The organism is Mycobacterium sp. NPDC050853, from assembly GCF_040653875.1.
In the GTDB taxonomy this organism is placed as follows: Bacteria; Actinomycetota; Actinomycetes; order Mycobacteriales; family Mycobacteriaceae; genus Mycobacterium.
Map to the genome: position 1 here is coordinate 74,484 of NZ_JBFAGW010000007.1, position 21,608 is coordinate 96,091.

Consider the following 21,608-nt stretch of genomic DNA (forward strand, 5'->3'; position numbering starts at 1 on the left):
CGAGTCGCGCTTGGCAGGCCATGTGAGCGCCCGTTGGCGGACAACCTCTGTTCACTTCCGGGCCGACCTTGGTTGTCGACACGAGACCCTGTCGGTCTACCATCGTGTGTAGTAGAGCGCTCAGTGCCGCGGGACGGCTGGCTCACCGGATAATTACCCAGGAGGATCAGCGCGGTGCGGATGCGAGTGACGCAGGGCGCGCGTGCTCACGGTCCGTTTCTCTCGACCATCCTCGCGTATATCGCCTTGACGAAGCCGCGGGTTATCGAGCTGCTGCTGGTCACCACGATTCCCGCGATGTTGCTCGCGGACCGCGGAACGGTTGCTCCGCTGCTCATCGTGGACACCCTCATCGGCGGGGTCATGGCCGCGGCGAGTGCCAACACGCTCAACTGCGTCGTGGACGCCGATATCGACAAGTTGATGAAGCGCACCGCACGCCGCCCCCTGGCCACTGCTTCAGTGACCACCCGCAACGCCCTGGTCTTCGGGATCGCGCTCGGTGTTGGCTCCTTCGCATGGTTGTGGTGGACCTCGAATCTGCTCTCCGGTGTGCTCGCGGTGGCCACCATCGCGTTCTATGTCTTCATTTACACGATGGTGCTCAAGCGGCGAACCGCGCAGAACGTGGTGTGGGGCGGGGCCGCTGGCTGCATGCCGGTGATGATCGGATGGTCAGCGGTCACCAACACGATTCAGTGGCCGGCACTGGTGATGTTCGCCATCATCTTCTTCTGGACGCCGCCGCATACCTGGGCGCTGGCCATGCGTTACAAGGAGGACTACCGCGCTGCGGGTGTCCCGATGCTGCCCGTGATCGCCACCGAGGAGAAGGTCACGAAGCTGATCCTCATCTACACCTGGCTGACGGTGCTGGCCACTCTGGCGCTGGCCCTGGCTGCGGGTGTTATCTATGCCGTGGTCGCGTTCCTGGCCGGGGCGTGGTTCCTGGCAATGGCACACCAGCTCTATTCGGGTGTGCGCAAGGGGCAGCCGATCAGACCGCTGCGGCTGTTCCTGCAGTCGAACAACTATCTGGCCGTGGTCTTCTGCGCGCTGGCCGTGGACTCCGTCGTCGGCTGGCCGACGCTGCTGGGCTACTAGGGCACCAGCACAACCGACCCGGTGGTCTTACGGGCCTCCAGGTCGACATGCGCCTGGGCGGCCTGATCCAGTGGGTAGCTCGCGCCGACGGTGATCTTCAACGTTCCGCGTGACACCAGATCCAGGACGTCGTCGGCGCGCCAGGCGAATTCCTTGGGGGTCCGGATGAAATGGCCCATGGTGGGTCGGGTCAGCACCGCCGACTTGGCGGTGAGCCGCTGCGGGTCGAAGGGTGGCACCTGACCGCTCGCCGCGCCGTACAGGGCAATTAGACCGCGCACCCGAACTGCCGCCAGGCTCGCCTCGAACGTTGACTTGCCTACACCGTCATAGGCGACTGCGACGCCCTCGCCGGAGGTCAGTTCCTTGATGCGGGCGTCGAATTCGCTCGGATCGTTCGGATCGGGATAGGGCAGCACCTCGGCCGCGCCGGCCTCGCGGGACAGCTTCTCCTTGGCCTTGCTGGACACTGTGGTGATGACCCGGACACCGCGATAGGTCGCCCACTGGGTCAGCAGCAGGCCCATACCGCCGGCGCCGGCGTGCACCAGCACGGTGTCACCGGCGGCGACGGGGTACACCGAGGTGAGCAGGTAATGCGCCGTGATGCCCTGTAGCAGGGCACTCGCCGCGACCTCCGCGGACAGCGCTTCGGGCACTTTCGCGGTGAAATCAGCTGGTGCGGTGGTCAATTCGGCGTAGCCCCAGGCCGCTACCGGTGTGGCGACACGGTCTCCGGGGACCAGGCTCTCGACACCCTCGCCGACGGCGCTCACCACCCCGCTGACCTCGGATCCCGGGATGTGGGGGAGCGGGGCGGCGTAGCTGCCGTTGCGTAGGTAGATATCGCGGAAGTTGACTCCCACCGCGTCGACGTCGATGAGCACCTCACCGGGGCCGGGCGTCGGACCGCTCTTCTCGACGAGGGTGAGGACCTCGGGTCCTCCGGTCACGGGCACTTCGATGGCACGCATGGGAACCAGTATCCCTGGGCATCGCGTGTGCGGGCCTTCGCCGAGTGTGAAGCCATGGCGAAAAATCAGCCGATATTCCGCCATGGCTTCACACTCGCGGAGGTATCTGATGGTGGCCACGTACTCTCTGGGTATGACCGACGAAGCCAAGCTGGACGCGAAGGTGTCCGTTCCGTCGACCGTGCACCGCGCGTTGACTGCCTTCGTGAAGGCGCACCACATGCCCACCAAGGCGGTGCTGCAGCGCATCGGGCAGGCGGGTGTCCGGATTACCCTCGTCGGGGCCGATGGGATTCTTGGTGATCAGGTGGTCACCGACCTCGCGACCGCGCATGCCGCGGTGGCGGCCGTCGAAGGCATCGAGGCCGTCGAGGAGTGGGACCGCGAACTGGTCAGCACCGCTAACCCGGCACCGGGTCACGTCAAGAAGATGGCCGGGTGGGTCGCCCGGACGTAAGGCTGGGACGGCCGGATATCTTCCATCCGCGCATCGTTCTGGCCGGTTGCCCGCAGCTCGTCTCCGGTGACGGTGACGACGCCGAACTTGTTGCTGCCCTGCGTGCTCGTGATCTACACGCCCGTTGGCTTTCCTGGGACGACCCCGATATTGCACAGGCAGATCTGGTGATCCTACGTGCGACGTGGGACTACCCCGAACGCCTGGATGGATTTCTGCAATGGGTCGGATCGGTCCGCAATGTACTCAACCCGCTGCCGGTGGTGCGCTGGAACACTGATAAGCGCTACCTGAATGACCTTGCCGCAGTGGGTATCCCGACGGTACCGAGCATATTCTTCGCTCCCGATGAGACGATCGTCCTGCCTGATGGGGAACTGGTGATCAAGCCCGCGGTGGCCGGCGGATCCCGCGGTGCGGGCCGCTTCACCTGCCCGGAGGCCGCGCGCAATCACGCGGAGGGGCTCCAGGATGAAGGCCGCACCGTGCTGATTCAGCCGTACGATTTGCGGGTCGATCACCACGGTGAGACAGCGCTGGTCTTCCTCAATGGCGAACCGTCGCATGCCTTTACCAAGGGGGCGCTGTTGCCTCCGCCGGGTACTGCGGCCGATGTCGACGAGTCGGGACTATTCCATTCCGAGCGGTTGGCGCCCGTCAAGCCATCCTCGGCGTTGTGGAAGCTTGGTGCGGCGGCGCTGGCCGCGGCCGCGACGAAGTGCCGTGTCGCGATGACCGATCTGTTGTACGCGCGCGTTGACGTGATCGGCGGTGTGAGCGATGACGATCCGCGGCTGCTGGAGCTTGAGTTGGTCGAGCCGTCTCTGGGCTGGCGCCAGCTGGAGACCGAGGAGCGTGATCTCGCGCAACGAAAGTTCGTGATCGGTGTCGAAGATGCGTTAGAGCGCTTGGGCCTGGGCCCGCTTGGGCAGCACGGACGCAGCTAGCGCCGGGGTAGTCAGCGCCGCCCACAGGGCCGCGGTGGCCGCGGTGCACGCGGCCGCACCTGCGACGTGAACTGCGACGAGCACCGCGGGCACACCGGTATAGAACTGGACCACGCCAACCAGTCCCTGCGCCAGCGTGAGCGCCACCAGCACCGCGAGGCGCATCCAAACACGTCGCGTCGCGCCGACGGCTGCCAGTCCGAATCCCAGGCCCACCAGCAGCGCCAGGTAGGCAATCAGCAGCGTGCCGTGCAGATGCACCAGCGTGCTGATCTCGACCTGCAGGCGTGGCACCACGCGCGTGATGCTCTTGTCGCCGGCATGTGGTCCGGCCCCGGTCACCAGCGTTCCGACCACCAGGACCGCGGCCAGGATCACGCCGATCAGGGCGGTGAGCCGGCGCAGTGGCGCGGGAGGCGGGGGCACCGTGGGGAGATCGGAATCTATATCGGGCTCACCGACTTTCACGTAGAGCAAGGTGGCCAGCCACACCATGCCCATCGACACCAGCAGGTGGATTGCGACCGTCCACCACAGCAAGCCAGTCAGCACGGTGATGCCACCGATAACCGCCTGTAGCACCGTCGAGGCCGGCATCAGCCAGGCGTAGACCAGTACCTCATGGCGGCGGCGCGCGCGCGTCACAGCCAGCACCGCCAGCGCCGCGGTGATAACCACCAGGAAGCTGATCATCCGATTGCCGAATTCGACGGCTTGGTGGATGCGGGGGACTTCGGCGACGGCGACGGGGGTGAAGCTCCCGGGGAAGCACTGCGGCCAGGTGGGACACCCGAGGCCGGAGGCGGTGACGCGGACCACGGCGCCGGTGACGGCGATTCCGCCCTGGGTGAGTACGACGGCCGCGGCAATGAGGCGCTGCGTCCGCAGGCTCGGCATCGGCAGTAGATCGACTACCCGCAGGAACGCCCGATATAACACGGGCTGAGTCTAGGCCACCGGCAACTACGCCTCGTAGTAATCACCGTTGATCCCGTGCGTATGCCCACTTTTGGGGGTGAGTGGATTGCTTGACGTTGGATTGCTTGACGTAAGCAGTCCGGTAGTGAATCCTACTCCGTGTATGAAAATCCTACGCCGCGTAGGATTACTGGTGCAGAAGGAGCGGGCCTGGTGAGCGTGATCCGGGAGTGGCTGTCATTACCGAAGGTTGAACCCGCTGAGGACTACGGCTTCTTCGGTCCAGAGTCGGTGTCATGGCGTGTGTGGAGCTACCCGACGTCCCTGTCCATTGGATTTCAGCGCGCCGTGGTGATCGAGGAACTCGATCCCGGATTGATTGCTGCCGTGGATAAGACGCATGAGATCTATTCGCGGCCACGGACTCGTTATGACCGCACCTTGCGGTATTTCGCGATGGTGGCCTTTGACGACAGCAGATCGACGGCCAAGGCGGCCGATGTACTGGTAAAAATTCATTCCAAGGCCATCGGCGTCGATCCGGTCACCGGCGAGAACTATGACGCGAACAATCCAGCATCGCAGTTGTGGATTCACCTCACGGCCTGGCATTCGATACTCCTCGCCTACGAAAAGTACGGTCCAGGGCGGCTTTCCGATTGGGAAGAGGAACAGTTCTGGACTGAATGCGCCCGCGCGGCCGAATTGCAGACGTGCGACCCAGACGATGTTCCCCGAACTCGTGAGGGTGTACGCGAGTACTTCGAAATGATGCGGCCGCATCTCATCGGTTCTGATATCGCCCGGCAGGCGATGCGGCACCTGCTCAGCGCCGAGGTGATGCTGCCGCCAATGCCACTGCTGTTGCGGCCATTCACCAAGGTGATCACCTGGTTTCTGCGCCGCGGCACACTGGCGACCATGCCTCGGTGGATGCGGGAGATGGCCGGGTTAGGCGTCGGTCCTGTGCTGGACGCAATGATCGTCCCACTCCTGAGCGCGTCATTCACCGCAATCAGCATGAGTAAGCGGCTGCAATTGATTCTGCTCCGGCTGATCTCACCCGGCACAGTGCCGATCGGCGCTCGTGTTCTGCTGTCCGTGCCGCCGAAGAGCTCAATCACCATGACACCCAGGCAAGCTCAGGAACGCTACGGCTATGAGATGCCCAGCCGGGCGCACCGAGAACTCCGGGAAAGGCAGAAAGCCCGTGTTTTTGGGGAAGGGCAAGTCCCCAGCGATGAGGGAATTAGAGAGTCCGAGCCGATTCTCGGCACTGTTGGATGATTCAGAAGGAGCACACCGTGATCAAGGACCTGCTTGACCGTCAACTGAGCATCCGCCAGCTTGTCTATCTGGCCCTCGTCATTGGGGTGCCGTACTTCGTGATCGGGCTGATTTGGGCAATAACCCATCACGACCATCTCGAACAGCTCACCGGATTGGACAAGCTCTTCTCTATGCTGGGGGAAATCGTCGCCTGGCCGGTGCTCATCATTGCCAACGTGTATCTGCAGTAGCCGGGCCAGCTTTTAGGAGGTCACTGTCGCTGCACCGCCAGTCTCGACGAACCCGCGCGCCCGGGCCGAACATCTCGGACCGGAGCGGAGGCGGGCGCAGGTGCTGGATACAGCCCTGGAGATCACGGCTGAGCAGGGTGTGGCGAATGTGACGATGGCTGCCATCGCCACTCGTATGGGTGTGACCCGTCCCGTTGTCTATGCCTGCTACAGCGGACGAGGTGAGGTGCTGATGCAACTGCTGGAGCGCGAGACGTATCTGGCCCTCACGAGCCTGCGTGCCATCCTTCCGCCGCAACGGACGGGCTCCATTGAGCAGATGTTTGTCGACGGATTCGGCGCCCTGCTCGCCGATGTCACCGAGCGTCCGGCATCATGGCAGATTATCGTCGCAGCGCAGGCAGATCCTGTTCTGGCCGAGGCCATTACGCAGGGCCGGGCGCAGATCCGGGCACAGATATGCGATGTTATGCGTCCCCTGCTGCAGCGGTGGCAGGTCCGCGATATCGACCTCGTTCTGCCCCCGCTGATGGACACACTCCTGTCGATCAGCGAAGGAGCCATCCGGTTGATGCTTGGTCCCGAGCCGCAGTGGACCGCCACGGACCTAGCCGAAATCGTCGGTCGGGCCGCATACCGGGCATTACGAGCCACTCCTCGCTGAATCCACCATCTAGCCGAGTCGTCGGCTGATCCGGGGCAGCACGTAATTGGAGTATGAGTATTTGCCGGTGATCTTGCCCTGGTCGTTGAAGTGGAAGACGTCGAGCCCTTCCCAGCCAAAACGCGGGAAGACGACGGCACCAACGCGTGTCGCGAGGCCGAGGAGCCGCCCAGGCGATTGCCGCGCCCGGATGTCGTGGCGACAGGTCCATCGAATAGTCGCCTTGTGCGCGATCTCGTCGACAAGGCGGTCGTGCTCGTCGAAAGTCATTGCACCGTAACGACCGCTGAACTGCGGCTCGAATTCGCGGCGAATAGCGGCCAGTCCCACATGGCGTGACCCGTCGCCGGGTAAGTACTCTGCGTCCTCGGCAAAGTGCTGCATGACGATATCGAGGTCGTTGGTGTTGAACGCTGTGAGAAACCGGTCCAGCGCCGCTTCGATATCCGTCACAACGCGAGCCTACGAGACTTGGCTTCAGCTCATCGTCCCAACAATGCGAGCGTCCACGCGGGTGCGGCGATCAGCAGGACGAGGCAGCACGAGACGACAGTGGTCCAGAGGCCGCAGACTGCAATGAGCCATATCGGAGCGCGCCGGATTTCGATGTATTCGCCAATCACCAGGAGTGCTTTGAACGCGGCTAGCAGCAGAACGCCCGCAATACCGATCCCTGACAGGTGCTCATGGCTCAAGAACGCCGAGGCGAGGCTTGCGGCTACCAGTACCACCCACGTCGCGATAACACGGGCGGAAGTATCGGCCCGGATGTCCAGTGCCATATGTGAATTCACCAGCTTCCTAAACGAGGTAGATGATGGCGAACAGGAAGAGCCAGAACACATCGACCATGTGCCAATACACGCCAACGGATTCGAGGAGTACCAGATTCGGCCGCTCCGTGCCCGCGCGATCCGGATCCGCCGGTGCGGTGCACTGCCGGGCGCCCAGTGCGAGCGCCGCCAGTCCGGCGACTACGTGCAGGGCGTGGATGCCGGTGAAGACGAAATAGAGCATGAAGAAGTCGTTACTCAGCGCACTCATCCCGTGCCGGATATGCGCCCCGTATTCGACGACCTTGAGCACGAGGAAGCCGGCGCCCAGCGTCATCGCACCCTGATAAAGACGGCGAGCCACCTGGACATGGCCGTTTCTGGCCCGCGTGAGCCCAGCCGCCACCAGGGCTGAGCTGGTGATCAGCAGCAGGGTGTTCGCGAGGCCGATCTCTTTGCTCAGAGTCGCGCGGTTCGCATCGAACAGCTCAAGCTGATGGGCGTTGTTCCACCCCCAGAGAATGAAGAACACTGCAAAGAGAGCCATGTCTCCCAGCACGAAAATCCAGAATTCAGGCTCGCCCGGGATCCTCCGGGTGTTCTTCTGAGCCGCCTTCATGAAAAGTGGCGTTTGACAATCGGTTTCAACACAAACGGTGCGACAAGAAAATACACGATGAACAGGACTGCGGGAATCCAGAATCCGATGACGCCGTCCCATGCGAATGGGCCGGTCTTGAAGAAGAAAACCAGCAGCTCGGGCAGATATAGCAACGCAATCCACAAGTTGAGATAGCCGAACCAGCGGGGAGCGATCGGCTCTGGACCCCTGTCGGTGACGAGGACGGCGTATGCCGTCAATATCCACACCATGATGAACATCGGTATCCCGCCGATGAATTGCAGGAAGCCGGCGTCGCTGGCGAACTGGACTAGATCAGGAGAACGCTCGACGCGGAACGCTGCCGTGGAGAACGAGAAGCCTGCGTAGAAGTTCAGCACCAAGAAACACGTAAGTGTGAAACCCGCCATGAGTGTCAGCAGGCTGGTCTGTTTTTCGATCTTCCGGATCACGAGAACCAACAATGCGGAGACCGGAACGAGCACGACGGTGGAGACCATGATGGAGACGGCGGCCAGCTCAAGCACAAAGTGGTGGTTGCGGAAGATCTCCGCGACCTGCAGGGGGCTGCTGGTCGGCGCTATCGGTGGAAACCAGCGAGCCAGGACAAGCCATCCGAACCCAAATGTGAGCAAGTACGCCAGTGGGGACCAGACGCCCAGGCTCATCAGAAACCGATCGTGCTTCACGACGTCCTCCTCGTTGAGGTGGTCGGTCAAACCGAGAAAATATGACCGATCGTTTAATTAGCCGGGCCTACTGTAGCGATCGGCTGGAGCGCTGTCTAGAGAGCGGCTAGTACTCGTCGTGCAAGCGCCACCACTGATATGGCGGAGTCTGGGGCCGGCCCGCGGGGGGAGTCCTCCCGGAGCTCTTGGCGGCCATACGGCCCGAACTCGTCGGCTCAGGTGAATTTGAACCAGCGCAGCGCACCGTACCCGGCGAGCACACCCCACACCGTGAGCACCACAAGCGCGAACCAGTCCACCGACAATGTCATCGCGGCAGCCAACGCTTCCGAGAGCGCACCCGAGGGGGAGAGCCGCGCAAGCAGCACCACGCCGTGCGGGATCGCGTCGGTGGTGCGACCGTCCTCCAGGGTCAACGCCCCCAGCCCGGCGAAGATGAACCACAGCAGATTCGCCAGCGCCAGCACGATTTCCGCGCGCAGCGTGCCGCCCAGCAGCAGGCCCATCGCCGCGAATGCCGCGGTGCCGATCGCGATGATCACCGCGCCGAGCAACAATCCCACCGGATGCGGTCGCCAGCCCAGCGCGCCACCGATCGCGCCGATGACGCCGGCCTGCAGTACGACCACCGCCACCACGGCGAGTGCCTTGCCGGCGATGATGCCCCACACCGGTAATGCTGTGGCGCCCAAGCGTTTCAGCGCACCGTACCGGCGGTCGAATCCGACGGCGATGGCCTGCCCGGTGAAGGCGGTGGAAATGACCGCCAACGCCATGATCGCGGGTACGAAGATGTCGGTACGCGAGCCGGGGAATTGACCCAGCGGCAGCAGTGTCAATCCGATCAGCAGGGTGATCGGGATGAACATGGTGAGCAGCAGCTGCTCACCGTTGCGGAGCAGCAGCTTGAGTTCTAGCCAGAACTGCGCGAAAAGCATGGTGTGCACTGCGCTCGGTCGCGGATCGGGCGTGAAGGTGCCCGGATCGAAACGGGGTGTGGCGTCAGTCATCGCAATTCCCTGCCGGTCAGATCGAGGAATACGTCTTCCAGGCTGCGTTTCTCCACGCGTAGATCGGTGGTCAGCGCATCCATCCGGGCACACCAGGCGGTGACGGCGGCCAGCACCTGCGGGTCGATAACACCCTCGACCCGGTATTCGCCGGGAGTCACCTCGGCCACCTTGTAGCCCTCCGGCAGTGCGGAGGTGAGCAGGGTCAGGTTCAGTCGGGGAGGAGCGGAGAAGCGCAGTTGGTTCTCGGCGCCGGTCTGCATCAGCTCTGCCGGTGTGCCCGCGGCGACGACCGCACCATGGTCGATGATCACCAACTGATCGGCCAGCTCCTCGGCCTCTTTCATGTGGTGCGTGGTCAGCACCACCGATACGCCGTCACGGCGCAGGCAGTCGATGAGCTCCCACACCACCAGCCTCGCGTGCGCGTCCATGCCGGCGGTCGGCTCGTCGAGAAACACCAGCTCGGGTCGCCCGACCAGCGCGCACGCCAGCGCAAGGCGCTGTTGCTGCCCTCCGGATAGCCGCCGGTACGGGGTGCGGGCGACGTCGGTCAGCCCGAGAGTGTCCAGAAGCCATTGCGGGTCAAGGGGATTGGCCGAGTACGAGGCCACGAGCCCGAGCATCTCGCTGGCCCGGGCGGTGGGGTAGGCACCACCACCCTGCAGCATGACGCCGATTCGTGCGCGCACCGCCGAGTTCTTTGCGACCGGATCCATGCCCAGCACCTCAACGGTGCCTTCGTCGGGATGCAGGAAGCCCTCGCACAATTCGACGGTCGTGGTCTTCCCGGCGCCGTTGGGCCCGAGTAGCGCGAATACCTGGGCCTGCTCGACCTCAAGGTCGAGGTTGTGCAGCGCTGTTGTCGTCCCGTACCGCTTCGTCACCGACCGCATCCGCACCGGTGGTGCCGTCCTGGTCGACGGAGTGAGGCTGGTCCGAGCGACCATCCTCTCTGGTTGTGTCACGGTCAGTCAGCGTAAGCGGCGCGTCATCGTCACCGTTAGGCAGCCGACGCCAGGGCAGGTAGTTGTGCGTGATAGCGATGAGTAACAGGGCGATGATCGCGCTGGCCACGGTCGCGTCGATGATCTGGAACAAGGCAAACCTGTCGCCATTGGCGGTGGGCCCGAAGATGCCTACGAGCAGGGTGATGCCGATCGCGGTGCCGCGGAATGCGGGCCGGGTGGCCCATGCCGCCAACGGGATGATCGCCCAGAGCAGGTACCAGGGTTGCACCACCGGAAACAGCAGCACCGTGATGCCGAGGGCGACGCCGAGCCCGCCGACGGGGTGCAGGCGCCCGCGCAGCACCGCGAACAGCAGCCACGACACCGCGATGCCGATGATGCCGATACCGATTCCTCGGGTCAGCGACAGGATCGCGGTGGTGTGGTCGCCGAGACCAAGCAGGATGCCGACCTGCCCGGTGCCCAGTGCAACCAGCGTCGGCGGCGACATCCAGCTGCGGACGGCGTTCGCGGTGCCGAGTGTGTACACCCAGCCGAATCCGAGGCCGCTTGCCCAGGCGATGAGCACCATTCCGGCGCCGGTGACGGCACCGAGGAGCGCCCCGGCCTGGAAGAGGCCACGGATACCGCCGCCCCACCGCCGTGCCAGCGCCATTCCGACGAAACCGAGGGCCAGCAGGGAAGGCAGCTTGACCTGTGATGATGCGGTGATGAGCACGGTGCCGGCAAGGAGATTGCCCAGCGGTGCCCAGGTGGCCCATTCCGCGCGCGTCCGCGGCCCCAAAGGATTCAATCTGGGCCGCACACCCGCCAGTGAGCGCGCCGAGTCGACACCTCGCATGGCCAATTCGGTGCCGGCCAGCATCAGGCCCAGCATGAGTGCCTCGTTGTGGATCCCCGCGACCAGATGCATCAGCAGCAGTGGATTTGCGGCCCCCAGCCAGAGCGCACTGACCTCGGCGACCCCGCAGCGCTGGGCCAGACGCGGTGTGGCCCAGATGATCAGCAGTACCCCGAGGAGTTCGACGAGGCGATGGCACAGCGCCCCGGCGACGATGTCGTCACCGGTGAACCAGGCGATTCCCTTGCCAATCCACAGGAACAGTGGACCGTATGGGGCAGGTGTTTCTCGCCACAGGCTGGGCACCGACAGTGTGAACACGTGATCGAGCCCGAGGGCTACGGACGGGCCCTCCGTGTATGGATCCTTGCCGAGCCGCGCGATCTGGCTCTGCGCCAGATACGAGTACACGTCTTTGGAGTACATCGGGGGCGCGATGAGCAGCGGCAGGATCCACAGCAGCAGGGTGCGGTCCAGCTGTCCCCGCGACATCCGGCGCGATGGACCGCGCTCGCCGTTGACTCCCTTGGTTCGCAGGCTGCCGATCGCGAAGCGGCCCAGCATGAGCCAGGCCAACGTCATCATTACGGCGCCGGTGGTGGTCATGGTCAGTGACACCGTCTGGATACGTGAGGGCAGGTTGAGCAGCCGGACGCCGAATATCGGGTCCTGGATGACGGGTCGTGCTCCCGCGCCCAGTGCGCCGATCGCCATGAGAGCGGTTCCGGTGGCGCCGAACAGGCGAGTTCTGTTCATCGCCGTCAGCTCGCGGACGTTCAGCGGAGCCGACGAACGCTCGTCATCATGCAGATGCGACAGCGACGAGCTCAGCCACTGCCCACGTACCGACACGCCAGCAGCGTATCGGCCCGTCGTGCCCGGCTCCGGGACCCCGGACGGGAAGCACAGCGTGTGACAAGGCGATGCCCAACATAGGTAACCCTTGCTAGACGTGGCCTTCCGAATTGCGTCACACTGGTGTTGTGAAATTCGGCCAGGCCTCTCCAATGGCGCCTGCGGCGGCATCTGGGATGGCCGCGTCGCAGGTGCTGGATGCTGCCCCGGCCGTGTCGCCTGATGGACAGACCCGTGCGGCCGTGGTGCGCCTACTCATGGAGTCGGGGCCGATCACCGCAGGTGAGATTGGGGATCAGCTCGGCCTGTCGGCTGCCGGTGTGCGCCGTCACCTGGATGCGCTCAGTGAGGCAGGTGACGCCGTCGCGAATCCGGCGGCCGCATGGCAGCACAACGGCCGAGGCCGCCCCGCTAAGCGGTTCCAGCTTACTGCCGATGGTCGCGCCAAGCTCAATCACGCCTACGACGATCTGGCCTCGGCCGCTATGCGCCAGCTGCGCGAGATCGGCGGCGACCAGGCCGTGCGGACCTTTGCGCGCCGCCGCATCGACGCGATCTTGCGTGATGTGACGGCCGGCGCTCCGCATGACGACACCGAGTCCGCCGTCGAACAAGTGGCTACCGCACTGACCAAGGCCGGATACGCGGCCAGCACCCAGAAGGTGGGCGGACCGATGCAGGGCGTGCAGATATGCCAGCATCACTGTCCGGTATCGCACGTGGCAGCCGAGTTCCCCGAACTCTGCGAGGCGGAACAGCAGGCCTTCGCTGAAGTGTTGGGAACACATGTACAGCGGTTGGCCACCATCGCCAACGGCGACTGCGCCTGCACCACCCATGTACCCATAGCGCCGGTGCCCAGCCCGCACCTGATGACAAACGAGCAAGAGAAGGAGTCACTATGACCCTCGAACGCGAAGTGCTGACCCAGGACGAGACGATCGCGTCCCTGGGCAACTACGGCTATGGCTGGTCCGACTCCGACGTCGCCGGCGCCAGTGCGCAACGCGGCCTGTCCGAGGCTGTGGTGCGCGATATCTCCGGCAAGAAGAGCGAGCCCGAGTGGATGCTCGACATCCGTCTCAAGGCTCTGCGTACCTTCGGCAAGAAGCCGATGCCGAACTGGGGATCGAACCTCGAGGGCATCGACTTCGACAACATCAAATACTTCGTGCGGTCCAGCGAGAAGCAGGCTGCCACCTGGGACGATCTGCCCGCCGACATCAAGAACACGTACGACCGCCTCGGCATCCCCGAGGCCGAGAAGCAGCGCCTGGTGTCCGGTGTTGCCGCGCAGTACGAGTCGGAGGTCGTCTACCACTCGATCCGCGAGGATCTGGAGGCCCAGGGCGTGATCTTCCTGGACACCGACTCGGGCCTGCGCGAGCACCCGGAGATGTTCAAGGAGTACTTCGGCAGCGTCATCCCGGCCGGGGATAACAAGTTCTCCGCGCTCAACACTGCGGTGTGGTCCGGTGGCTCGTTCATCTACGTGCCGCCAGGGGTGAAGGTCGACATCCCGCTGCAGGCGTACTTCCGGATCAACACCGAGAACATGGGCCAGTTCGAGCGGACGCTCATCATTGTCGACGAGGGTGCGTATGTGCACTACGTCGAGGGATGTACTGCACCCATCTACAAGTCTGACTCGCTGCACTCGGCGGTGGTGGAGATCATCGTCAAGCCGGGCGGGCGCTGCCGCTACACGACCATCCAGAACTGGTCGAACAACGTCTACAACCTGGTGACCAAGCGGGCCCGCGCCGAGGCGGGGGCCACCATGGAATGGGTCGACGGCAATATCGGGTCCAAGGTCACCATGAAGTACCCGGCGGTCTGGATGACCGGTGAGCATGCGAAGGGTGAAGTGCTGTCGGTCGCATTCGCGGGCGAGGGGCAGCACCAGGACACCGGCGCCAAGATGCTGCACCTGGCACCGAACACGTCGAGCAACATCGTCTCTAAGTCGGTGGCGCGTGGCGGTGGGCGTGCCTCCTATCGTGGCCTGGTTCAGGTCAACAAGGGCGCGTACGGCTCCCGCTCGACGGTGAAATGCGATGCGCTGCTTGTCGACTCGATCAGTCGCAGCGACACCTACCCGTACGTCGATATCCGCGAGGACGACGTCACCATGGGTCACGAGGCGACCGTCTCGAAGGTCAGCGACGATCAGTTGTTCTACCTGATGAGCCGCGGTATGACCGAGGACGAAGCCATGGCCATGGTGGTGCGCGGGTTCGTTGAGCCCATCGCCAAGGAACTGCCAATGGAATACGCGCTCGAGCTCAACCGGCTCATCGAGCTGCAAATGGAAGGCTCGGTCGGTTAATGACTCAGTTGACTCAAGCTGTCGAAGGGGCCAACAAGGGCGAACTGTTCAGCTCCTACGACGTCGGCGCCTTCGAGGTTCCCGGCGGCCGGGACGAGCTGTGGCGGTTCACTCCGCTACGCCGCCTGCGGGGTCTGCACGATGGATCCGCGATCGCAACCGCCGAAGCGTCCGTCGAGGTGACCGTGCGTGACGGTGTGACGGTGGAAACTGTGGACCGTGGAGATGCCCGTCTCGGTCAGGCCGGAGTGCCATCGGATCGGATTGCCGCGCAGGCATACTCGTCCTTCCAGGCGGCGACCATAATCACTGTCGGCAAGCAAGAGGTAGTCGGCGAACCGGTCGAGGTTGCCGTCGGCGGCCCCGGTCAGGGACAGGTTTCTTACGGACACATCCAGATCCGTGCCGGTGAGCTCTCCGAGTCGGCCGTCGTCATCGACTACCGCGGCAGCGGAACCTATGCCGAAAACGTCGAATTCTTACTGGACGACGCGTCCCGCCTGACTGTCGTGTCCATCGCCGACTGGGACGATGACGCCGTCCATGTCACCGCCCACCACGCCAAACTGGGCAAGGATGCTGTCCTGCGCCACATCGCCGTCACGCTCGGTGGTGACCTGGTGAGACTGAACACTTCCGTTCGCTTTTCGGGTCCTGGCGGCGACGCCGAGCTGTTCGGGCTCTACTACGCCGATGACGGCCAGTTCTTCGAGCACCGGCTGCTGGTCGACCACGCTCAGCCCAACTGCCGTTCACATGTCACGTACAAGGGTGCGCTACAAGGGGATCCGGCCTCGGACAAGCCGGATGCGCACACGGTCTGGATCGGTGATGTGCTGATCCGCGCCGAGGCCACCGGAACCGACACCTTCGAGCTGAACCGCAACCTGATCCTCACCGACGGGGCTCGGGCCGACTCGGTACCCAACCTCGAGATCGAGACCGGCGAGATCGCCGGTGCCGGGCACGCCAGCGCCACCGGGCGATTCGATGATGAGCAGTTGTTCTACCTGCGCTCGCGCGGTATCACCGAGGAGGATGCGCGCCGCCTGGTGGTACGCGGCTTCTTCCAGGACATCATTGGCCGGATCGGGATCGAGTCGGTGCGAGACCGTCTCACCGAAGCCGTCGAAAAAGAACTGGCCCAGACCAACTCGTAATTCGCAAGACTCGGATAGAAGGCATTCGGAATACTCATGACCACTTTGGAAATCAAGGACCTGCACGTCAGCATCTCGCCCAACGAGGGCGAGGCGATCGAGATCCTCAAGGGCGTCAACCTGACGGTGAACTCGGGGGAGACCCATGCCGTCATGGGCCCCAACGGATCCGGTAAGTCCACACTGTCCTACGCCATCGCCGGACACCCGAAGTACGAGGTGACCTCCGGGTCCATCACCCTGGACGGGCAGGACGTGCTGGAGCTGTCGGTGGACGAACGCGCACGGGCGGGGCTCTTCCTGGCCATGCAGTACCCCATTGAGGTGCCCGGGGTGTCGATGTCCAACTTCCTGCGTACCGCCGCGACTGCCGTGCGCGGCGAGGCCCCGAAGTTGCGTCATTGGATCAAGGAAGTCAAGGAAGCCATGGGGGAGTTGGAGATCGACTCCGCCTTCGCCGAGCGCAGTGTGAACGAGGGCTTTTCGGGCGGCGAAAAGAAGCGTCACGAGATCCTGCAGCTGGGTCTACTCAAGCCGAAGATCGCCATCCTCGATGAGACGGACTCCGGCCTTGATGTCGATGCCCTGCGGATCGTGTCCGAGGGAGTGAATCGGTACGCGGAGCGTGAGCATGGTGGCGTTCTGCTCATCACTCACTACACCCGCATCCTGCGCTACATCCAGCCGCAGTTCGTGCACGTCTTCGTCGGTGGCCGCATCGTCGAGTCGGGCGGTCCCGAGCTGGCCGACGAGCTGGAGGAGAACGGCTACGTGCGCTTTACCCAGGCGACCGCGGGAGCCTAGCCATGACGGCCACTGCGGACTCGGCGACCGGACTGGATCTGGAACGTATCAGGGCGGACTTCCCGATCCTGGGCCGGACGGTGCGCGGCGGTAAACCCTTGGCGTATCTGGATTCCGGTGCGACCTCGCAGCGTCCGCTGCAGGTTCTCGACGCCGAGCGCACCTTCCTCACCGAGCGCAATGCCGCAGTGCACCGCGGCGCCCACCAGCTCGCCGAGGAAGCCACGGACGCCTACGAGGGCGCGCGCACTGCCATCGCCCGCTTCGTGGGGGTCGATGACGGCGAGATCGTCTTTACGAAGAACGCCACCGAATCGCTCAACCTGGTGGCCTACACCCTCGGCGACGGCCGATTCGATCGTGCGGTGGGCCCCGGCGACGAGGTAGTCATCACGGAGCTGGAGCATCACGCCAATCTGGTGCCGTGGCAAGAGCTCTGCCGCCGCACCGGCGCCACCCTGCGTTGGTTCGGTGTCACCGATGACGGTCGCATCGACCTCGACTCGCTCGAGCTCACCGAGGCCGTCAAGGTGGTGGCCTTCACCCACCAATCCAATGTGACGGGTGCCGTCGCGCCGGTCGCCGAGCTGGTGCGTCGCGCCAAAACTGTTGGTGCCTTGGTAGTTCTCGACGCCTGCCAATCCGTTCCGCATATGCCGGTGAACTTCCGCGAGCTGGGTGTCGACTACGCCGCCTTCTCCGGGCACAAGATGCTGGGTCCCTCGGGCGTCGGCGTGCTGTACGGCCGTCGTGAACTGCTGGAGGTCATGCCCCCGTTCATCACCGGTGGGTCCATGATCGAGACGGTCACCATGGAGGTCAGTACCTACGCGCCGCCGCCGCAGCGGTTCGAGGCCGGTGTCCCGATGACCTCCCAGGTGGTCGGACTGGGTGCCGCCGTCGAATACCTCAACGCGGTGGGTATGGAAGCCATTGCCGCCCACGAGCATCAGCTGGTGTCGGCGGCACTTTCCGGGCTGCAGGGCATTGAGGGTGTCCGGATCATCGGCCCCACCGAGAACGCCGACCGCGGTGGGGCGGTCTCCTTTGTGGTGGACGGTATCCACGCGCATGACCTCGGACAGGTGCTCGATGACGAGGGCGTCGCGGTGCGGGTCGGACATCACTGTGCCTGGCCGCTGCATCGCCGGTTCGGTATTGCGGCATCGGCGCGGGCATCCTTCGCCGTCTACAACACTCTGGACGAAGTCGACCGTCTGGTCGCCGGAGTCCGCCGCGCCCAGGAGTTCTTCCGATGAGCCGCTTGCGCGAAGAGAATGTCGCCGTCTGATGCGTCTTGAGCAGATGTACCAGGAAGTCATCCTGGATCACTACAAGCACCCGCATCATCGCGGGCTGCGTGAGCCCTTCGCGGCCGAGGTGCACCACGTGAACCCCACCTGTGGTGACGAGGTGACGTTGCGAGTTACCTTGGATGACAACCGTATTGCCGATGTGTCCTATGACGGGCAGGGCTGTTCCATCAGCCAGGCCGCCACCTCGGTGCTCACGGATCAGGTGATCGGGCTGACGGTGGATGAGGCGCTCAAGACGGTGGCATCGTTCAACGAGATGATTTCCTCCCGCGGCACCATCGACGGTGACGAGGATGTCATCGGCGATGGCATTGCTTTCGTCGGGGTTTCGCGGTACCCGGCTCGCGTTAAGTGTGCGCTCCTAGGATGGATGGCATTCAAGGACGCTCTTGTTCAGGCAACAGAACACCAAGAGGTGAAGCGATGACCGAAGTATCAGAAGACGTAAAGCTTCTCGAAGATCTCGAGGAGGCGATGCGTGATGTTGTCGACCCAGAGCTCGGCATTAACGTCGTCGATCTGGGGCTTGTCTACGGGCTCAGTGTCGACGAGGACGAGAGCGGCAAGGTAGCCACAATCGACATGACGCTTACCTCGGCGGCGTGCCCGCTCACCGACGTCATCGAAGATCAGTCGCGCAACGCACTGGTCGGCGCCGGGCTGGTCAAGGAGATCAAGATCAACTGGGTCTGGGTGCCGCCGTGGGGCCCGGACAAGATCACCGACGATGGTCGGGAGCAGCTCCGGGCCCTCGGCTTCACGGTCTAGCGCTCGTGGTGGCCTTCGTGGCCGCCAGGCCCACCGCATGAGCCGTCCTTGGCTGCACGAAGGGTGATCGTCGAGGCCTGAAGATTGCCCGATGCGTCATCGCCACCGTGCGCGGCAATGCACTTGCCCGGGGCGATGGCACTCTGGTCCGCCGGGGCACGCTTGGCGTAAGTGGTGTCGTTATTCACGGTCACAGTGGTCTGGGTGGCGGCCCCGCCATTCGGATCGGTGCTGCTTACCGTGATCGTGTTCCCACTGACCGAGGTGACTGTCCCGTGAACGGCCTGATGCTCGGCGCGTTTACCGGATGTTGGGGTGGGGGAAGCGGACTCCTGTGGGTCCTTGGAGTGTGACCTCGTGCAGTTACCGTCCGCGGCCGGCCAGATCATCACTCGCCGGGCCGTCGGCGGGTTCGAGTCCTGTTGTGACATGGCGGCAATACAGCTCCCGGCGGTGACGTCCGGCAACTGTGCGGCAGTGATCTCGGAGACCTTCGTCGACTGGCTGAAGCCGATAGCCGCGGTGCCGTCCTTCTTGGTCACCTGAATGGTGTTGCCCGACACCGAGGCGATAAGTCCCATGACGTGGTCCTTATCGTTGTGCTCACCCTGGTGCGCAGCCGCAGACGTGGTCGGGGCCGATGAGTTTGTGGAGGCGCCATTGGTCTCGGCAGGCGAGCCGCACGCGGCCACCGACAGCGCGGTCAGTCCGGCGAGTGCGAACAGGGCACCGCGGGCGAACCGTGGTTGGGCGAGTATCTGGGTTGGGGACATCGATGTTCTCCATGGTTGGCGAATGGGACACCTCAGCGTGCTTGTGCTGGCTGAGGTTGCGCTCCGGTGTATGTGCGAAGTTGCTGTGTGTTGCGGATGTCAAGCTTCGAGACAATCCGTGGCACGAAGCCGTATCGGGATCTACCGCGGGGGTGGTCCGCATCGCCCGTCGGTGGCGGGACCCAAATCGATCTTGGTGGCCTGAAGCACCCCGTTGGCGTCCTTCGTGCCGCGCGCGTCCGCGCATTTGCCGGTGATGATTGCGGTGGCCTCGGTGGGTTGCCGTTTGTCGTAGGCGGTGTCAGCAGTCACCGTGACATTGGTCTGGATCTCCGATGCCCCACTGGGATCGGTATTGGCGACCACGATGGTGCTGCCGTTGACTGAGGCGACCGCACCCTGGACGCTCGGGCCGCCGAATGGCGGTGGCCCCTCGGGACCACCGGGCGGCGGCCCCTGGGGTATGCCGGGAGGTGGTGCGCTCCCGGGCGGTGTGTCCACGGCACATTTGTCGTCCTCGGCCGCACTGATCAGCACCCGCTGCGCGGTGGCCTGGTCCGAAGCATCTGCGCCGGTCGTCGCCAGCATGCTGACGCAGCTGCCGACGATCACATCCGAAAGTTCCGCGGGTTGGATCTCGGTGAGCTTTGTCATGGTGTTGAAGTCGATATCGGCGCTGCCGACGGGGTTGGTCACCTGGACGGTGTGACCCGACACCGAGGAGATCAGTCCGCCGGCTCTGTCTTGTCCACCCGCGTGCCGCGTGACGGTGGTCGAGGCGGGGCCCGGCGACGACTCGGTGGGCTTGTCCCCGGACCCGCCGCATGCCGTGCCGGCCAACACGACGGCTCCGGCGATCACTAGCAACGTGGGCCGTGGCCAGAGATTTGGTGACATGGTTGACCACGTTATCCGGAATGGATACGGCTACGGCGTAGTTTGACATCTCGTGACCGACGCGAGCTTGGACGTATCGCCCCTCTTTGAACCATTCACCGTCAAATCTCTGACCGCCCCCAACCGGTTCGCGATGGCGCCGATGACGCGGTCGGCGTCGCCGGGTGGTGTGCCCGGCGACAATGTGGCCGCGTACTACCGGCGCCGAGCCGCCGGTGGCGTGGGGTTGATCATCACCGAGGGCGTCTTCATTCCGGATGATGCGGCGGGCGGTCAGTCCAGTGTTCCGCGGCTGATCGGCTCTGACTCGCTCGCCGGATGGTCTGCCGTCACCGATGCCGTGCACGACGAGGGATCGGTGATAGCCGCCCAGCTGTGGCACCAGGGCGTCGAGCGCGGTGTCGACCCCGAATTCAATCCTCAGGTCGAGTCGGTGAGTCCGTCCGGTCTGGCCGGGGACGCTTCTCCGACGGGCCGCGCGCTGCAGACCGGTGAGCTTGCCCCGCTTGCGGAGCGGTACGCGACGGCCGCCCGGAACGCCAAGGCCGCAGGATTCGACGCTGTCGAGTTGCATGGCGCCCACGGTTATCTGCTTGACCAGTTCCTGTGGGAACGCACCAACGTGCGGGCCGACGGGTATGGCGGGTCGGCGGCCGACCGGCTGCGGTTCCCGGTCGAGGTGGTACGGGCGGTACGCGCCGCCGTCGGCACGGATTTCCCTATCCTGTACCGGTTTTCGCAATGGAAGCAGGCTGATTACACGGCCACGCTGGCGGACAGTCCGGCCGAACTGGAGCGTCTGCTTGCACCGCTGGTTGAGGCGGGCGTGGACGTCTTCCACCCGTCCACGCGTCGGCACTACGTGCCCGCGTTCCCTGACGTGGCCGGTGCCGATGGCGAGCTGAGTCTGGCGGGCTGGACCAAGCGTGTCACGGGGCTTCCGGCCATCGCCGTTGGCTCGGTGGGGTTGCAGACCGAGTTCAAGCCCACCGAGATCCGGGATATCGAGCCTGCGACCGTCGAAGCCGTGCTGCGGCAATTCGCCAACAAGGAGTTCGACGTCATCGCGGTCGGCCGTGCCCTGCTGTCGGATCCCGAGTGGGTGAACAAGCTGCGGACCGGACGACATACCGAGTTCGTAGGATTCAATATCGGCAAGGCCCTGGCCTCGCTGTACTGAGAACCGACGGAACATCACGCATCCCGGCAACGTTGA

General features: G+C 64.2%; 25 protein-coding genes and 1 pseudogene. 14 read left to right on the forward strand and 12 right to left on the reverse strand.

From position 1 onward, the window contains the following. The first annotated feature begins 180 nt into the window (after positions 1 to 180). Entirely contained in the window at positions 181 to 1,104 is a 924-nt protein-coding gene (locus AB0H22_RS20455) for a heme o synthase (RefSeq protein ID WP_180749885.1), read from the forward strand. On the opposite strand, the gene AB0H22_RS20460 is transcribed toward AB0H22_RS20455, so the two are convergent. Then, on the reverse strand, positions 1,101 to 2,078 hold the full coding sequence (locus tag AB0H22_RS20460) for a quinone oxidoreductase (protein ID WP_358148520.1): 978 nt from the start codon (positions 2,076 to 2,078) through the stop codon (positions 1,101 to 1,103). The genes AB0H22_RS20455 and AB0H22_RS20460 overlap by 4 nt on opposite strands. 133 nt (positions 2,079 to 2,211) lie before the next feature. On the opposite strand from AB0H22_RS20460, the gene AB0H22_RS20465 reads away from it, so the two are divergent. Both AB0H22_RS20465 and AB0H22_RS20470 read left to right on the forward strand, forming a co-directional pair. Continuing rightward, positions 2,212 to 2,535 carry a hypothetical protein gene (locus AB0H22_RS20465; RefSeq protein WP_180749887.1) on the forward strand — a complete coding sequence of 108 codons (324 nt, stop codon included), beginning with the start codon at positions 2,212 to 2,214 and terminating at the stop codon, positions 2,533 to 2,535. Next, complete coding sequence (locus tag AB0H22_RS20470; protein ID WP_358148523.1) at positions 2,517 to 3,482, forward strand: hypothetical protein; 966 nt, start codon at positions 2,517 to 2,519, stop codon at positions 3,480 to 3,482. The genes AB0H22_RS20465 and AB0H22_RS20470 overlap by 19 nt, the downstream gene beginning before the upstream one ends. Here the strand turns inward: AB0H22_RS20470 and AB0H22_RS20475 are convergent. Continuing rightward, on the reverse strand, positions 3,435 to 4,379 hold the full coding sequence (locus tag AB0H22_RS20475; protein ID WP_219603012.1) for a COX15/CtaA family protein: 945 nt from the start codon (positions 4,377 to 4,379) through the stop codon (positions 3,435 to 3,437). The two genes, AB0H22_RS20470 and AB0H22_RS20475, sit on opposite strands and share 48 nt — an antisense overlap. Positions 4,380 to 4,613: 234 nt before the next feature. Between AB0H22_RS20475 and AB0H22_RS20480 the strand changes: the two genes are divergently transcribed. The 3 genes from AB0H22_RS20480 to AB0H22_RS20490 all read left to right on the forward strand — a co-directional run bounded on the left by AB0H22_RS20480 (position 4,614) and on the right by AB0H22_RS20490 (position 6,584). Further along, on the forward strand, positions 4,614 to 5,687 hold the full coding sequence (locus AB0H22_RS20480; RefSeq protein WP_180749890.1) for an oxygenase MpaB family protein: 1,074 nt from the start codon (positions 4,614 to 4,616) through the stop codon (positions 5,685 to 5,687). A 17-nt stretch (positions 5,688 to 5,704) separates the two neighbouring features. After that, the gene (locus AB0H22_RS20485) at positions 5,705 to 5,920 is read left to right on the forward strand and encodes a hypothetical protein (RefSeq protein ID WP_358148526.1); all 216 of its coding nucleotides are present in this window, start codon (positions 5,705 to 5,707) and stop codon (positions 5,918 to 5,920) included. 100 nt (positions 5,921 to 6,020) lie between these two features. Continuing rightward, positions 6,021 to 6,584, forward strand: a complete 564-nt coding sequence (locus AB0H22_RS20490; protein ID WP_180749892.1) for a TetR/AcrR family transcriptional regulator — start codon at positions 6,021 to 6,023, stop codon at positions 6,582 to 6,584. Between the two features lie 9 nt (positions 6,585 to 6,593). On the opposite strand, the gene AB0H22_RS20495 is transcribed toward AB0H22_RS20490, so the two are convergent. The 8 genes and pseudogenes from AB0H22_RS20495 to mptB all read right to left on the reverse strand — a co-directional run bounded on the left by AB0H22_RS20495 (position 6,594) and on the right by mptB (position 12,342). After that, on the reverse strand, positions 6,594 to 7,037 hold the full coding sequence (locus tag AB0H22_RS20495; RefSeq protein ID WP_358148529.1) for a nuclear transport factor 2 family protein: 444 nt from the start codon (positions 7,035 to 7,037) through the stop codon (positions 6,594 to 6,596). 29 nt (positions 7,038 to 7,066) lie between these two features. After that, positions 7,067 to 7,378 (reverse strand): cytochrome C oxidase subunit IV family protein, encoded by a 312-nt coding sequence (locus AB0H22_RS20500; protein WP_358148531.1) that lies wholly within the window; start codon positions 7,376 to 7,378, stop codon positions 7,067 to 7,069. Between the two features lie 7 nt (positions 7,379 to 7,385). Further along, on the reverse strand, positions 7,386 to 7,976 hold the full coding sequence (locus AB0H22_RS20505) for a cytochrome c oxidase subunit 3 (protein ID WP_358148533.1): 591 nt from the start codon (positions 7,974 to 7,976) through the stop codon (positions 7,386 to 7,388). Continuing rightward, positions 7,973 to 8,698, reverse strand: a complete 726-nt coding sequence (locus AB0H22_RS20510; protein ID WP_358148536.1) for a hypothetical protein — start codon at positions 8,696 to 8,698, stop codon at positions 7,973 to 7,975. Before AB0H22_RS20510 ends, AB0H22_RS20505 begins: the two co-directional genes overlap by 4 nt. A 76-nt stretch (positions 8,699 to 8,774) precedes the next feature. Then, positions 8,775 to 8,865, reverse strand: a pseudogene (locus AB0H22_RS20515) (DUF899 domain-containing protein); the annotation flags it as partial. An 18-nt stretch (positions 8,866 to 8,883) separates the two neighbouring features. Beyond that, complete coding sequence (locus AB0H22_RS20520; protein WP_358148538.1) at positions 8,884 to 9,678, reverse strand: ABC transporter permease; 795 nt, start codon at positions 9,676 to 9,678, stop codon at positions 8,884 to 8,886. Continuing rightward, positions 9,675 to 10,574, reverse strand: coding sequence for an ABC transporter ATP-binding protein (locus tag AB0H22_RS20525; RefSeq protein WP_358148541.1), 900 nt, complete (start codon positions 10,572 to 10,574; stop codon positions 9,675 to 9,677). Before AB0H22_RS20525 ends, AB0H22_RS20520 begins: the two co-directional genes overlap by 4 nt. Continuing rightward, a complete protein-coding gene (mptB, locus tag AB0H22_RS20530; protein WP_358148543.1) occupies positions 10,516 to 12,342 on the reverse strand; it encodes a polyprenol phosphomannose-dependent alpha 1,6 mannosyltransferase MptB in 1,827 nt (608 codons plus the stop codon). Before mptB ends, AB0H22_RS20525 begins: the two co-directional genes overlap by 59 nt. 179 nt (positions 12,343 to 12,521) lie before the next feature. On the opposite strand from mptB, the gene AB0H22_RS20535 reads away from it, so the two are divergent. The 7 genes from AB0H22_RS20535 to AB0H22_RS20565 are packed head-to-tail and all read left to right on the forward strand — an operon-like array spanning position 12,522 to position 18,722. Next, the gene (locus AB0H22_RS20535; RefSeq protein ID WP_358148782.1) at positions 12,522 to 13,250 is read left to right on the forward strand and encodes a metalloregulator ArsR/SmtB family transcription factor; all 729 of its coding nucleotides are present in this window, start codon (positions 12,522 to 12,524) and stop codon (positions 13,248 to 13,250) included. Then, positions 13,247 to 14,674: a Fe-S cluster assembly protein SufB gene (gene sufB / locus AB0H22_RS20540; protein ID WP_180749898.1), complete on the forward strand. Its 1,428-nt coding sequence runs from the start codon at positions 13,247 to 13,249 to the stop codon at positions 14,672 to 14,674. Before AB0H22_RS20535 ends, sufB begins: the two co-directional genes overlap by 4 nt. Further along, positions 14,674 to 15,834, forward strand: coding sequence for a Fe-S cluster assembly protein SufD (gene sufD / locus AB0H22_RS20545; protein WP_180749899.1), 1,161 nt, complete (start codon positions 14,674 to 14,676; stop codon positions 15,832 to 15,834). Before sufB ends, sufD begins: the two co-directional genes overlap by 1 nt. Before the next feature lie 36 nt (positions 15,835 to 15,870). Further along, the gene (gene sufC, locus AB0H22_RS20550) at positions 15,871 to 16,638 is read left to right on the forward strand and encodes a Fe-S cluster assembly ATPase SufC (protein ID WP_180749900.1); all 768 of its coding nucleotides are present in this window, start codon (positions 15,871 to 15,873) and stop codon (positions 16,636 to 16,638) included. A gap of 2 nt (positions 16,639 to 16,640) precedes the next feature. Beyond that, complete coding sequence (locus AB0H22_RS20555; protein ID WP_358148547.1) at positions 16,641 to 17,897, forward strand: cysteine desulfurase; 1,257 nt, start codon at positions 16,641 to 16,643, stop codon at positions 17,895 to 17,897. 31 nt (positions 17,898 to 17,928) lie between these two features. Continuing rightward, on the forward strand, positions 17,929 to 18,381 hold the full coding sequence (sufU, locus tag AB0H22_RS20560) for a Fe-S cluster assembly sulfur transfer protein SufU (RefSeq protein WP_180749902.1): 453 nt from the start codon (positions 17,929 to 17,931) through the stop codon (positions 18,379 to 18,381). After that, entirely contained in the window at positions 18,378 to 18,722 is a 345-nt protein-coding gene (locus AB0H22_RS20565) for a metal-sulfur cluster assembly factor (protein WP_180749903.1), read from the forward strand. Before sufU ends, AB0H22_RS20565 begins: the two co-directional genes overlap by 4 nt. Here AB0H22_RS20565 and AB0H22_RS20570 read toward each other — a convergent pair. Further along, the gene (locus AB0H22_RS20570; RefSeq protein WP_358148551.1) at positions 18,719 to 19,495 is read right to left on the reverse strand and encodes a DUF5666 domain-containing protein; all 777 of its coding nucleotides are present in this window, start codon (positions 19,493 to 19,495) and stop codon (positions 18,719 to 18,721) included. The two genes, AB0H22_RS20565 and AB0H22_RS20570, sit on opposite strands and share 4 nt — an antisense overlap. A gap of 141 nt (positions 19,496 to 19,636) precedes the next feature. Next, positions 19,637 to 20,338, reverse strand: a complete 702-nt coding sequence (locus tag AB0H22_RS20575; protein WP_358148553.1) for a DUF5666 domain-containing protein — start codon at positions 20,336 to 20,338, stop codon at positions 19,637 to 19,639. Positions 20,339 to 20,444: 106 nt separating this feature from the next. On the opposite strand from AB0H22_RS20575, the gene AB0H22_RS20580 reads away from it, so the two are divergent. Further along, positions 20,445 to 21,572 carry an NADH:flavin oxidoreductase gene (locus AB0H22_RS20580; protein WP_180749905.1) on the forward strand — a complete coding sequence of 376 codons (1,128 nt, stop codon included), beginning with the start codon at positions 20,445 to 20,447 and terminating at the stop codon, positions 21,570 to 21,572. Positions 21,573 to 21,608: the final 36 nt, after the last annotated feature.